10 protein-coding genes are annotated in these 13,530 nt (G+C 64.4%); 2 read left to right on the forward strand and 8 right to left on the reverse strand.

Annotation, left to right across the window (positions count from 1 at the left end):
• Positions 1-160: 160 nt before the first annotated feature.
• The 4 genes from J4E58_RS30395 to J4E58_RS30410 form a co-directional block, all read right to left on the reverse strand.
• Positions 161-1,501 (reverse strand): MFS transporter, encoded by a 1,341-nt coding sequence (locus tag J4E58_RS30395; protein ID WP_087091150.1) that lies wholly within the window; start codon positions 1,499-1,501, stop codon positions 161-163.
• A 63-nt stretch (positions 1,502-1,564) separates the two neighbouring features.
• Positions 1,565-2,758, reverse strand: a complete 1,194-nt coding sequence (lhgO, locus tag J4E58_RS30400; RefSeq protein ID WP_087091149.1) for an L-2-hydroxyglutarate oxidase — start codon at positions 2,756-2,758, stop codon at positions 1,565-1,567.
• Between the two features lie 114 nt (positions 2,759-2,872).
• Complete coding sequence (locus J4E58_RS30405; RefSeq protein ID WP_007925785.1) at positions 2,873-3,583, reverse strand: FadR/GntR family transcriptional regulator; 711 nt, start codon at positions 3,581-3,583, stop codon at positions 2,873-2,875.
• Positions 3,584-3,701: 118 nt separating this feature from the next.
• On the reverse strand, positions 3,702-4,055 hold the full coding sequence (locus J4E58_RS30410) for a hypothetical protein (protein ID WP_087091148.1): 354 nt from the start codon (positions 4,053-4,055) through the stop codon (positions 3,702-3,704).
• Positions 4,056-4,552: 497 nt separating this feature from the next.
• On the opposite strand from J4E58_RS30410, the gene J4E58_RS30415 reads away from it, so the two are divergent.
• Positions 4,553-9,421, forward strand: a complete 4,869-nt coding sequence (locus J4E58_RS30415) for an NAD-glutamate dehydrogenase (protein ID WP_087091147.1) — start codon at positions 4,553-4,555, stop codon at positions 9,419-9,421.
• 282 nt (positions 9,422-9,703) lie between these two features.
• On the opposite strand, the gene J4E58_RS30420 is transcribed toward J4E58_RS30415, so the two are convergent.
• The 3 genes from J4E58_RS30420 to J4E58_RS30430 form a co-directional block, all read right to left on the reverse strand.
• Positions 9,704-10,123, reverse strand: coding sequence for a cupin domain-containing protein (locus tag J4E58_RS30420; protein ID WP_087091146.1), 420 nt, complete (start codon positions 10,121-10,123; stop codon positions 9,704-9,706).
• A gap of 98 nt (positions 10,124-10,221) precedes the next feature.
• Positions 10,222-10,503, reverse strand: coding sequence for an antibiotic biosynthesis monooxygenase family protein (locus tag J4E58_RS30425; RefSeq protein WP_087091145.1), 282 nt, complete (start codon positions 10,501-10,503; stop codon positions 10,222-10,224).
• Between the two features lie 181 nt (positions 10,504-10,684).
• Positions 10,685-12,118, reverse strand: coding sequence for a PLP-dependent aminotransferase family protein (locus tag J4E58_RS30430; protein ID WP_087091144.1), 1,434 nt, complete (start codon positions 12,116-12,118; stop codon positions 10,685-10,687).
• Positions 12,119-12,450: 332 nt separating this feature from the next.
• Here J4E58_RS30430 and J4E58_RS30435 point away from each other — a divergent pair, with 332 nt between their 5' ends.
• Positions 12,451-12,891 carry a carboxymuconolactone decarboxylase family protein gene (locus tag J4E58_RS30435; protein ID WP_007925797.1) on the forward strand — a complete coding sequence of 147 codons (441 nt, stop codon included), beginning with the start codon at positions 12,451-12,453 and terminating at the stop codon, positions 12,889-12,891.
• 75 nt (positions 12,892-12,966) lie between these two features.
• Here J4E58_RS30435 and J4E58_RS30440 read toward each other — a convergent pair whose 3' ends face one another.
• The gene (locus J4E58_RS30440) at positions 12,967-13,314 is read right to left on the reverse strand and encodes a hypothetical protein (RefSeq protein WP_053260953.1); all 348 of its coding nucleotides are present in this window, start codon (positions 13,312-13,314) and stop codon (positions 12,967-12,969) included.
• Positions 13,315-13,530 lie beyond the last annotated feature (216 nt).

Raw genomic sequence — 13,530 nt, forward strand, 5'->3', positions numbered from 1 at the left:
CTTTAATCCATCCGGGCCCCCGGCGACTAACGGCACCTGGCAAATTTCTGTAAATAACCGGTAATCGTCCGCAACGCTGGGACCTATTGTGAGGATCGACGCAAGGGGATGGCGGCGGGTGCCTGACGCGCCGCCCTCACAGCGCGTCAGTGGCGGGTGCTCAGTTCTTGAAGCTGGAGTGCTTGCGGCCCTGGTCGCACAGGGCGAAGACCACCACCATCACCGCCGAGACCGCCAGGATCAGCGCCACCCCGTCGGTCGAGTGGGTCGCCGAGTTGGCCACCAGGGCCAGCCCGCCCAGGGGCGCCAGGCCACCGGCGATGGCGGTGCCGATTTCACGGCCGGTACCGAAGCCGGAAGAGCGGGTCTGGGTCGGGAACTGGCGGCTGAGGAACGAGCCCTGGGGGGCGAACATCATTGGCGCCAATACCCCGGTGCCGATGGCGATGGCCAGGTAGATCATCAGCGGCTCGCCGGTATTGAGCAGGCTCAGGAACGGATAGGCGAACAGCACCGAGCAGAGGCCGCCGAGCATCAGCACCTTCTTGCTGCTCCACTTGTCGCAGAGCCAGCCGAAGCAGGGCACGGCGACTATCGCCACCAGGCTGGCGATGGTCACCGACAGCGAAGTGACATGGGCCTCGACGCCTTTGTACTGGGTCAGGTAGGCCAGGGAGAAGGTCTTGAAGATGTAGCTCAGGGCGTTGTAGCCGATGGCCACGAACAGCACCACGGCCAGGCCCTTGAGGTCATTTTGGAACAGCAGCTTGAGGGGCGAGGCCTGGGCCTTGGCACTGTGCTTTTCCTGCGCCTTGTCCAGCTTCTCGAACTGCGGGGTTTCCGGAATGCTGCGCCGTACCCACAGGCCGACGCCGACCAGGGCGATGCTGCAAACGAACGGAATGCGCCAGCCGCCGGAGAGCAGGAACTCGTTGCCGTTCATGGTCAGCAGGTAGACGGTCAGCGACGACAGCAGCAGGCCAAGGTTCAGGCCCAGCGCCGGCCAGGCCCCCTGGCTGCCGCGCTTGCCTTCGCTGGCGTGCTCATAGGAGGTCACCGCCGCGCCGGACAGTTCGGCACCGGCACCCAGACCCTGGATGATCCGCACCAGCACCAGGATGATCGGCGCCCAGATGCCGATCGAGGCATAGCTGGGAATCAGGCCGATCAGCGTGGTGCACACACCCATCATGCAGAAGGTGATGACCAGCACCTGCTTGCGTCCGAACCGGTCGCCCAAATAGCCGAACAGCACGCCGCCGAAGGGGCGGGCGATAAAGCCGATGGCAAAGGTGGAGAACGCCAGCAGCGAGGCGACTTTCGGGTTGCTGGGGTCGAAGAAGATTTTCGAGAAGACGATGGCCGCCATGGTGGCGTACAGATAGAAGTCGTACCACTCCAGCATCGAGCCGAAGATGGTCGCCGCCGCGACCTTGCGCAGGCGTTTTTGTTTTTGTTGCGGCGTTTCGCATGCGGCCGGGGCCGCCTCATGGACTGACATCTGAGGATTCCTTGTTGTTTGTAGTTATTTTCAAGCGGGCGCCAGGCACCCGTGCAGCGGGGATCAACGGGCTTTGAGGATTCTCTCGGCAATCATCTGGCCGATGGGGATGGCCGAGGTTGCGGCCGGCGAGGGGGCATTGCAGACATGGACCATGCGCGGGGTTTCGGCGAACAGGAAGTCGTGCACCAGGGTGCCGTCGCGCATCACCGCCTGGGCGCGAATCCCGGCCTCATACGGCAGCAGGTCGGCGACTTCCAGGGACGGGCAGTATTTGCGGCACTGCTCCAGGTAGCCGCGCTTGAACAGCGAGTTCTTCATTTCCGTGGTGCCGGAGCCGAGGTTGTTCCAGATGGTTTTCCAGAAACCGGGGAAGGTTGCGTACTCGGCCACGTCGCGCCAGTTGATGGAGAACTTGCGATAGTTTTCCCGGCCCAGGCCGAGCACGGCGTTGGGCCCGACGGTGACGCTGCCGTCGATCATGCGGGTCAGGTGCACGCCGAGAAACGGCAGCTCCGGGTCGGGAATCGGGTAGATCAGGTGATTGACGATGGCGTTCTTCGCCGCCGGCAGGCGGAAGTACTCGCCGCGGAACGGGATGATCTGGTGGTCGATCCTGACCCCGGCCAGGGCCGCCAGGCGATCCGATTGCAGGCCGGCGCAGGCCACCAGCTGGCGGGCGCTCCAGACCTTGTCGTCGCTGCTGATGGTGACCTTGTCGGCGGTTTCTGCGATGGCGCGCACGGTCGTTTGCAGCTGCACTTCGCCGCCGGCCTTCTGGATGACCCGGGCCATGGCTTCGCACACCTGCTTGTAGTCGACGATGCCGGTGGCATCGAGGAACAGGCCGCCGAGGCCGACGATGTTCGGTTCGCGCCGCTGCAGCTCTTGCGCATCCAGCCGTTCGACCTTCAGGCCGTTCTGCTGCGAGCGCTCGTACAAGGCATGCATGCGCTCGACTTCCAGCGGCGTGGAGGCCACCAACAGCTTGCCGCAGACCTCGAACCTGATCCCGTGCTCGGTACAGAAATCCTTGGTCGCCTGGGCGCCGCGCTTGCACAGGTCGGCCTTGAGGCTGCCTGGGGCGTAGTAGATGCCGGCGTGGATCACGCCGCTGTTGTGGCCGGTCTGGTGCCGGGCCAGGAGGTTTTCCTTTTCCAGGATCAGCAGCGAGGCGCCGGGCTGGCGTTCGAGCAGCGCCATGGCGGTGGCGAGGCCAACGATGCCGCCGCCGATGATGCAGTAGTCGTAGATCATGCAGATGTCACCTTGGTTATTCTTGTTTGGGTCTGATCATCAGGTTGTCAGACAAAGCTAAGCAAACAAAAGACGCCGCGCGGCAGCGTCCGCCAGACAGTGGGTTTCAGGGGTTTAATCGATACTCGGCAGGTCGATTTTCAAGCGTTTGGCCGCGGCTCGCAGGTGCGCTTCGGCGCAGGCGGCGGCCTGCTGCCGGTCACCAGCGGCGATGGCTTCGTACAGCGCCTGGTGTTCGCGGCCGGCATCGGCGGAACCGCCGACCGAATGGGCCGCCGAGTTTTCCCAGGCGGTGCGCCGCGCTTCGGCCAACTGGCCACGAAGAAAATCATGGAAGGCGACGAAGTAGTGGTTCTTGCTGGCGTCGGCGATGGCCCGGTGGAACTCCACGTCGGCCAGGGCGGCCGCGGCCAGATCGCTGCGCTGGTCGTGCATCTCTTGCAGGGCGCTGCGCATGCGTTGCAAGTCGGCGTCGTCGCGGCGCTGGGCGGCGATGGAGGCGGCCTGGGTTTCGATCCACAGGCGCATTTCGAACATCTGCACCAGGTCGGGCTTGCGGCCCTTCTGGCTGGGAAAACGGAACACGCTGCCGTTGGGATTCTGCGAAATGAACGAGCCCAGCCCGCGGCGGCTGACCAGGATGCCGTCGGCCTTGAGTTGCGCCACGGCCTCGCGCACCACCGAGCGGCTGACGTTCAGTTGCTCGGTCAGTTGCTGTTCGGTCGGCAGGCGCGATTCGGCGGTCAGGCGGCCGGCGTCGATCTCCTTGCGGATCGCGTTGACCACTCGTTCGACCAGGGTGTCGGGGCGCTGGAGCTGAAGCATGGAGGAGGGGGCTCGTAAGTCAGGTTGTCAGACAATGCCGGGGCGCTGGTTTCTTGTCAAGAAACCAGTCGGTGGCTCGTAGCTCCAAGCTCCAAGCTTGTAGCTTAAAGCTTGTAGCTCAAAACTCTCTGATATAGGTGCCGGTGCCCTTGAGGATGTTGCGCAGGGTTTCCTCGACTTCCGCCAGGTCCGCCGCCGCGGTGTTGTGCAGGATCTCCAGGTGATCGCTGCCATTGAGTGCGTCGGCGTCGGCCGCGGCGATTTCGATCAGCAGGCGGGTCGGGCCCAGGGTGACTTTCACCCCGTCCAGGGTCGAGGGTTCGCCGTCCAGGGTGATCTCCAGTTCGTCCTCGTCCGGGTAGCGGGTCATCAGGAACATCTCGCCCTGGTTGCTGTGGCAGCAGAGCATGGCCATGTTGTCTTCTTCGTCGTCGCACGGGTTGGCGATCAGGTGGGCGGTGGTCATTTGCATGGGGCGAGTCCTGGGTCTGGCTCCGGTGGGGGAGCGGGGCGAACAAAGTGCAATTCTGCCAGCCCGGGGGAATTTCTGCTGCTTTGTGTGTCAGAGAGTGGGTTCCCGGCGCGGACCGTTTCTGGCACGACAGTCCCGTAAAGCCTCGGCGCGACTGCCGTTTTGTCCGGTGGCTGCTAGTGTTGTTCAAGGCCTGGCCCGCCAGTTGCCTGCCAATGACCGAATATGTCGCAGCACCGCAAGCAGCGCGCTTGCCGCACTCGTTAAGCTGCGCAACGGATGAGCACCTGTAAAGGCATTGCCCGGCGCACCGTGGCAGTCGTTTTTGCAGATGCCCATCCGGGAACGGTGAATGTGACCTGAGCGTCTCGTACAGCTTCACCACCCTGTCATCCTGCGACCTCTGCCCGAGATCCAGGAGCAGGATGACCGACACCCCCGCAAGGGGATTGCATGCGACGCTTTACTCAATAACAAGCCCAAGCGGAGTACCACAGATGGCGTTCTTCACCGCAGCCAGCAAGGCCGACTTCCAGCACCAACTGCAAGCGGCACTGGCGCAGCACATCAGTGAACAGGCACTGCCACAAGTGGCGCTGTTCGCTGAACAATTCTTCGGCATCATTTCTCTGGACGAACTCACCCAGCGTCGCTTGTCCGACCTGGCGGGCTGCACCCTTTCTGCCTGGCGCCTGCTTGAGCGCTTCGACCACGCGCAACCGCAAGTGCGCGTCTACAACCCCGATTACGAACGTCATGGCTGGCAGTCGACCCACACCGCGGTCGAAGTGCTGCACCATGACCTGCCGTTCCTGGTGGACTCGGTCCGCACCGAGCTGAACCGTCGCGGCTACAGCATCCACACCCTGCAGACCACCGTGCTGAGCGTGCGTCGCGGGAGCAAGAACGAGCTGCTGGAAATCCTGCCCAAGGGCACCCAGGGCGAAGGCATCCTGCAAGAATCGCTGATGTACCTGGAGATCGACCGCTGCGCCAACACCGCCGAGCTCAATGTCCTGAGCAAGGAACTGGAGCAGGTGCTTGGCGAGGTGCGCGTCGCCGTGGCCGATTTCGAGCCGATGAAAGCCAAGGTTCAGGAACTGATCGATGGCATCGGCAACAGCCAGTTCGAGATCGACGCCGATGAAAAGGGCGAGATCAAGAGCTTCCTGGAATGGCTGGTGGGCAACCACTTCACCTTCCTCGGCTACGAAGAGTTCGTGGTGCGCGAGGACCACCACGGTGGCCATATCGAGTACGACCAGGACTCCTTCCTCGGCCTGACCAAGCTGCTGCGCGCCGGCCTTACCGTCGACGACCTGCGCATCGAAGACTACGCCGTGAACTACCTGCGCGAACCGACGCCGCTGTCGTTCGCCAAGGCCGCCCACCCAAGCCGTGTACACCGTCCGGCCTACCCGGACTACGTGTCGATCCGCCAGATCGATGCCGATGGCAATGTGCTCAAGGAATGCCGCTTCATGGGCCTGTACACCTCGTCGGTGTACGGCGAAAGCGTGCGGGTGATTCCTTATATCCGCCGCAAGGTGGAAATCATCGAACAGCGCTCCGGCTTCCAGGCCAAGGCGCACCTGGGCAAGGAACTGGCCCAGGTCCTCGAAGTGCTGCCGCGCGACGACCTGTTCCAGACCCCGGTCGACGAGCTGTTCAACACCGTGATGTCGATCGTGCAGATCCAGGAACGCAACAAGATCCGCGTGTTCCTGCGCAAGGACCCGTACGGTCGTTTCTGCTACTGCCTGGCCTATGTGCCGCGCGACATCTATTCCACCGAAGTGCGGCAGAAGATCCAGCAGGTGCTGATGGATCGCCTGAAGGCCACCGACTGCGAGTTCTGGACCTTCTTCTCCGAGTCCGTGCTGGCGCGCGTGCAACTGATCCTGCGGGTCGACCCGAAGAACCGCATCGACATCGACCCGCTGCTGCTGGAAAAAGAAGTGGTGCAGGCCTGCCGCAGCTGGCAGGACGACTACGCCGCGCTGACCGTCGAAAGCTTCGGCGAAGCCCACGGCACCAATGTCCTGGCCGACTTCCCGAAAGGCTTCCCGGCCGGCTACCGCGAGCGCTTCGCCGCGCATTCGGCGGTGGTCGACATGCAGCACCTGCTGAGCCTGTCCGAGGCCAACCCGCTGGTGATGAGCTTCTACCAGCCGCTGACCCAGTCCACCAGCCAGCCGCTGCTGCACTGCAAGCTGTATCACGCCGATACCCCATTGGCGCTGTCCGACGTGCTGCCGATCCTGGAAAACCTCGGCCTGCGCGTGCTCGGCGAGTTCCCATATCGCCTGCGTCACGCCAGCGGCCGTGAGTTCTGGATCCACGACTTCGCCTTCACCGCGGCCGAAGGCCTGAACCTGGATATCCAGCAGCTCAACGACACCCTGCAGGACGCCTTCGTCCACATCGTGCGTGGCGATGCCGAGAACGACGCCTTCAACCGCCTGGTGCTGACCGCTGGCCTGCCATGGCGCGACGTCGCGCTGCTGCGTGCCTACGCCCGTTACCTGAAGCAGATCCGCCTGGGCTTCGACCTGGGCTACATCGCCAGCACCCTGAACAACCACACCGATATCGCCCGCGAGCTGACCCGGTTGTTCAAGACCCGCTTCTACCTGGCGCGCAAGCTCGGCAGCGACGACCTGGAAGACAAGCAGCAGCGCCTGGAGCACGCGATCCTCAGCGCCCTGGACGATGTCCAGGTGCTCAACGAAGACCGCATCCTGCGTCGCTACCTGGACCTGATCAAGGCCACCCTGCGGACCAACTTCTACCAGACCGACGCCAACGGCCATAACAAGTCGTACTTCAGCTTCAAGTTCAACCCGCACTTGATTCCCGAGCTGCCCAAGCCGGTGCCGAAGTTCGAAATCTTCGTCTACTCGCCGCGCGTCGAAGGCGTGCACCTGCGTTTCGGCAACGTTGCCCGTGGCGGCCTGCGCTGGTCCGACCGCGAAGAAGACTTCCGTACCGAAGTCCTCGGCCTGGTAAAAGCCCAGCAAGTGAAGAACTCGGTGATCGTACCGGTGGGCGCCAAGGGCGGCTTCCTGCCGCGTCGCCTGCCATTGGGCGGCAGCCGGGACGAGATCGCGGCCGAAGGCATCGCCTGCTATCGCATCTTCATCTCCGGCCTGCTGGACATCACCGACAACCTGAAGGACGGCGCCCTGGTGCCGCCGGCCAACGTGGTGCGTCACGACGACGATGACCCGTACCTGGTGGTGGCGGCGGACAAGGGCACCGCGACCTTTTCCGACATCGCCAACGGCATTGCCATCGACTACGGCTTCTGGCTGGGCGATGCGTTCGCTTCCGGCGGTTCCGCCGGTTACGACCACAAGAAAATGGGCATCACCGCCAAGGGCGCGTGGGTCGGCGTACAGCGCCACTTCCGCGAGCGTGGCATCAATGTCCAGCAAGACAGCATCACTGTGGTGGGCGTCGGCGACATGGCCGGCGACGTGTTCGGCAACGGCTTGCTGATGTCCGACAAGCTGCAGCTGGTCGCGGCCTTCAACCACATGCACATCTTCATCGACCCGAATCCGGACCCGGCCACCAGCTTCGCCGAGCGCCAGCGCATGTTCGACCTGCCGCGTTCGGCCTGGAGCGACTACGACACCAGCATCATGTCCGAAGGCGGCGGCATCTTCTCGCGCAGCGCGAAGAGCATCGCCATTTCGCCGCAGATGAAAGAACGCTTCGACATCCAGGCCGACAAGCTGACCCCGACCGAGCTGCTCAACGCCTTGCTCAAGGCGCCGGTGGACCTGTTGTGGAACGGCGGTATCGGTACCTACGTCAAGGCCAGCACCGAAAGCCACGCCGATGTCGGCGACAAGGCCAACGATGCGCTGCGGGTCAACGGCAACGAGCTGCGCTGCAAGGTGGTGGGCGAGGGCGGCAACCTCGGCATGACCCAGCTGGGTCGTGTGGAGTTCGGCCTCAATGGCGGCGGTTCCAACACCGACTTCATCGACAACGCCGGTGGCGTGGACTGCTCCGACCACGAAGTGAACATCAAGATCCTGCTCAACGAAGTGGTGCAGGCCGGCGACATGACCGACAAGCAGCGTAACCAGCTGCTGGCGAGCATGACCGACGAAGTCGGTGGCCTGGTGTTGGGCAACAACTACAAGCAGACCCAGGCCCTGTCCCTGGCGGCCCGTCGCGCCTTCGCCCGGATCGCCGAGTACAAGCGCCTGATGAGCGATCTGGAAGGCCGTGGCAAGCTGGACCGCGCCATCGAGTTCCTGCCGTCGGAAGATCAGCTCAACGAGCGCGTCGCCGCCGGCCACGGGTTGACCCGTCCGGAACTGTCGGTGCTGATCTCCTACAGCAAGATCGACCTCAAGGAGCAGTTGCTCAACTCCCTGGTACCGGACGACGACTACCTGACCCGCGACATGGAAACCGCGTTCCCGCCGACCCTGGTCAGCAAGTTCGCCGAAGCCATGCGCCGTCACCGCCTGAAGCGCGAGATCGTCAGCACCCAGATCGCCAACGACCTGGTCAACCACATGGGCATCACCTTCGTGCAGCGCTTGAAGGAGTCCACTGGCATGAGCCCGGCCAACGTGGCGGGCGCCTATGTGATCGTGCGCGACATCTTCCATCTCCCGCACTGGTTCCGCCAGATCGAAGCCCTGGACCACCAGGTCTCGGCTCAGGTGCAACTGGAGCTGATGGACGAGCTGATGCGCCTTGGCCGTCGCGCCACCCGCTGGTTCCTGCGCAGCCGTCGCAACGAGCAGGATGCCGCCCGTGACGTCGCGCACTTCGGTCCGCACCTGGCGGCGCTGGGCCTCAAGCTCGACGAACTGCTGGAAGGCCCGACCCGCGAAGGTTGGCAGACCCGCTACACCGCCTACGTCGAAGCCGGCGTGCCTGAGCTGTTGGCGCGCATGGTGGCAGGTACCACCCACCTGTACACCCTGTTGCCGATCATCGAGGCCGCGGATGTCACCGGGCACGACGCCGCCGATGTGGCCAAGGCCTACTTCGCCGTGGGCAGCGCCCTGGACCTGCCGTGGTACCTGCAGCAGATCAGCGATTTGCCGGTGGCCAACAACTGGCAGGCCCAGGCACGCGAAGCCTTCCGCGACGACGTGGACTGGCAGCAGCGGGCGATCACCATCTCGGTCCTGCAAATGGCCGACGCGCCGCAAGACATGGAAGCCCGCGTGGCCCTGTGGCTTGAGCAGAACCAGAGCATGGTCGAGCGCTGGCGCGCGATGCTGGTGGAAATCCGTGCCGCCAGCGGCACCGACTACGCCATGTACGCGGTGGCCAACCGCGAATTGCTGGACCTGGCCATGAGCGGTCAATCGGGCCTTGTAGTGGCCTGATCGAGCGGTAAATGAAAAAGCCCCGTATCGCGAGATACGGGGCTTTTTTATGGCCTCAAGAAATGCTGTAGCCGCTGCCGCAGGCTGCGATCGAGCGGAACGCTCGCAAGGGGCTCAAGGTCCTGCGGCAGCGGCTACAAAAAACGCCGCTTCTGTAGGAGCGAAGCTTGCTCGCGATCCGCGTAGCGGCCAGGCGCCTTTTTATCGGCTTGGCCTTGTGCTGTTTTTGCTGACGTTATCGCGGGCAAGCCTCGCTCCTACGGAGTATCTGCTGCCAGGCGCTTACTGCTTCAGCGGCGTCAGTACTTCGTCCTTGGCGTCCTTGAGCATGAACACCAGCAGCCTGGCCGGTTTGCTGGCGCTGGCGTTGGCGGATACCGGGTGCTGCGAACCGGCCGGTTCGTACCAGGATTGGCCTGCCTTGTAGGTGATGGCCGGTTCGTCGTTGACCCGCGAGGTGATCTCGCCTTCGAGCACATAGGCCAGGGCCGCGCCCTTGTGCATGTGCGGCACCGTGGCCTGGCCCGGTGCGTAGTCGACGGTGAGCATCAGCGCGGTCTTGCCCGGCAGGTTGTTCAAGGCATGTTCCTGCAGGATCCTGGTTTTTTCCTGGCCGTACTCCGGGTCATGGGCGGCAACGCCCAGGGAGGTGAGCAGGGCCAGGCCGGCGAGGGCGCAGGTCAGGGCAGCGAGGGGCTTCATGGTCGGTTTCTCCGGTGCGAAAGGGGTCGGCTCAAGGTAAGCCCGCTGGCGCGACCGGCCTATAACCAATCCCGGCAAAGAACGGCAGACCAATGGCCTCAGTGTTCGAAGTCGAGGGCGCAGGCCAGGCGGCTGGCCAGCAGGTCGATGAAACCCTGGGCCGCCGGCAGATGGAAATGCGCCTGCATCTCGGCCGCCGAGCGCCACTGGCCGCTTACGGTCCAGTGCTGCGAGTCCGCTGTGTTGCACTGGGCGCTGTACGCCAGGCAACCGGGAGCCTCGCGCAGGGCGGCGAGAAGCGTGGTCAACTGCTGGCCAAGCTCTTCCGAACGGCCCTGGGCGGCCCTGATTTGCACGATATTGATGGCTGGACTGGACATCTAGAACCCTCCGCGACCTGTAGCCGCTGCCGCAGGCTGCGATCGGCTTGGGCGGCACTCCGACGGAGCAGGTGCAGGATCTCAAGATCGCAGTTGCGGTCACGGCGTTTGCTGGAGGCTCAGAATAGGGCCACAAGATTGCAACAAAAATAACCAATCCCCGGGAAAAGCCCGGGACCAATCAGGCGATCTGTTGCAGGATGTCGCGCACCTTGTCCAGGGCCGGGTCGATGTCCAGGGTCTCGATGGCGCCAAAGCCGATGAACAGCCCGTCCCTGGCCGGCTCCTGATAATAGAAGCCGTGCAGCGGGTAGAGCCCGACCTCGACCTTCTTTGCCAGCTCCAGCAACAGCGGGATATTCACCGGCACCTTGCACAGCGCCGCCATGTGGAAGCCGGCGGTGGACGGCACCGCCTGCAGCCAGGGCGAGAGGTCGCCGTTCAGGCGCTGCAGAATGCGCTCGCGGCGCCCGGCGTACACCGTGTGGCAGCGGCGGATGTGCTTGAGCAGGTAGCCCTCGGCGATGAACTTGGCCAGCGCCCATTGCGGCAGGGTCGAGGTGTGGCAGTCGGTGAGGCGCTTGGCCTTGATCACCGCGCCGAGGATCGCCGGTGGCAGCACCGCGTAGCCCAGGCGCAGCTGTGGCAGCATGGTCTTCGAGAAGGTCCCGACATAGGCCACCACGCCGCGCTTATCCAGGCTTTGCAGGGAGTCGGTGGGGCGCCCCTCGTAGCGGAAATCGCTGTCGTAATCGTCCTCGATGACGATCGCCCCCAGCTCCCGCGCCCGCTCCAGCAAGGCCTCGCGGCGGGCCGGGCTCATGGGCATGCCCAGGGGGAACTGGTGGGACGGGGTGACGTAGATCAGCCGCACGCCATCGGGAATCCGCTCGACCTGGAGGCCCTGGTCGTCCACCGGCACGCCGATCACCGTCGCGCCCTGGGCACTGAACAGCAGGCGCGCCGGGGTGTAGCCGGGGTCTTCCATGGCCACCAGGCTGCCGGGTTCGAGCACCACCCGGGCGATCAGGTCCAGGGCTTGTTGCGCGCCGTTGCAGACCACGATGTCGGCGTCGCTGCAGACCACGCCGCGCGAGAACGAGACATGCCCGGCAATCGCATTGCGCAGCGCCGGCAGGCCTTCCGGCTGGCTGTAGAAACCGCCGCTCTGGGCGATTCGCCGCAGGGCGTCCTGGGTGCAGCGCCGCCACTCTTCCTGGGGGAACTGATTGCGGCTGGTGGCGCCGCCGATGAACTCGTAGCGCGAGGTGCCTTCCAGGGTCGGATGGCGCAGGGGCGAGGGCAGCTCGCGCCATTTTTCCAGGCTCTGTGCGCAGGCCAGGTCGGCGGCGCTCTGCTTGGGTTCGGCCTTCACCGGCCGGGCATTGACGAAGGTGCCGCGGCCGATCCGGCCGATCAGGAAGTTCTCGTAGGTCAGCAGGCTGTAGGTGTCCGACACCGTCTTGCGCGAGATCCCCAGTTGTTCGGCCAGCAGGCGGCTCGGCGGCAATTGCGCGCCCGCCGCCAGCCGCCCGCACTCGATGGCGTCGCGCAGTTGCCGATACAGCTGGTCGGCCAGGTCCTTGCGCCCGTTGATGACGACATGCAGTTCCATCGATGACATTCCAAAACGATCAGTGCCCGCCAGATTACCCGCAAGCCCGGGGTTCGTGTAGCGCCCCGGGATCGGCCTGCGGCCTTGGCGCGGACTGCGTCCGCGATCGCAGCCTGCGGCAGCGGCTACACCGATTGGGGAAACCACGAGTCCCGCGCCACAACCAACCCCTGTAGCCGCTGCCGAAGGCTGCGATAAGCCCGAAGGGCTTCGGCGGTCTTGAACTTGACACTGTTCGATGGACTGCCGATAAACCCCCGGATTGGCTATAGGGGCGGGCCGACGCGGACCTTAGGCTAGGGAACACCAACACACGCTCAGGGTGACTCTCGATGGAACCCCGCCTGGATTACTACAGCGCCTCGCCGGAAGCCCTCAAGGGCTTGTTGATGCTCGAGGCACAAAGCTTCGACCTGTCCATCGAGAAACCCCTGCTGGAGCTGGTCAAGATCCGCGTCTCGCAACTCAACCACTGCGCGTTCTGCGCCGACATGCACGCGGTGCAGGCGCGCCAGAACGGCGAGAGCGAGCGGCGCCTGTACGCCCTCGGCGTGTGGCGCGATTCGGCGTTGTTCAGCCCGCGGGAACGCTCGGCGCTGGCCTGGAGCGAGTCGGTGACCCTGTTGTCCGAGTCCGCAGTGCCGGATGCGTTGTTCCAGGCCGTGCGCGGCGAATTCAGCGAGCGTGAGCTGGTCGACCTGACGGTCGCGGTGGCGGCGATCAACTGCTGGAACCGCCTGGCCGTGGCGTTCCGCCAACAGCCCAGCGTCTAGCCCGGATTCCTTTTCCATCCACGCACGCCAATGCTCGGCAAACGGCTGCTCGCGACAGGGCCCGAACACACAACCTCAAGGCCGCTGCGGCTTCACCGAAGTGCCGAAGGTATTGCCCATCCGCGTGCTGGTGGCGGCCGGGGTGGCCAGGCCCATCTGGTTCGGCGGGCGCTTGTGGATCGGCACCTGCAGGGCTTCCTGGTTCTTCTGCCCGGCCTTGGCGCCGTCGGGGTTGTTGCCCATCTGCTGGCTCAGGCAACCGTAGTCCGGGGCCTTGTAGCCACCCACGCTGACGTCGATACAACCCTCTGTGGGTGTTTTGCCGGGAGCGGCGGCGGGCGCTTCGACGGGCGTGGCGGCGTGGCCGGCCAGCGGCAGGGCGCCGAGCATCAGGCTGGCGACAAGGGTGCGAAGCTGTTTCATCGGGGGCCTCCTGGCGGGCCCGGGAGGGGCCGTTGCGGTCCTTGAGTGTAAAGCAAGGCGGGTGGCGCAAAGGTGATGGTTTTTTTGCGATCGCCGTCACATCAGGTTCATAAACTGGCCTCAGGATGACGGTTTTCAGGGACAGGTAGCCGTGCAGCGACGCCGAGCAAAGGTCGGGTATCGGTCTTTCTTTCACGCGGTGTTCGCGCGCTGGGG

It is taken from the genome of Pseudomonas sp. FW305-25 (genome assembly GCF_017351415.1).
In the GTDB taxonomy this organism is placed as follows: Bacteria; Pseudomonadota; Gammaproteobacteria; order Pseudomonadales; family Pseudomonadaceae; genus Aquipseudomonas; species Aquipseudomonas chlororaphis.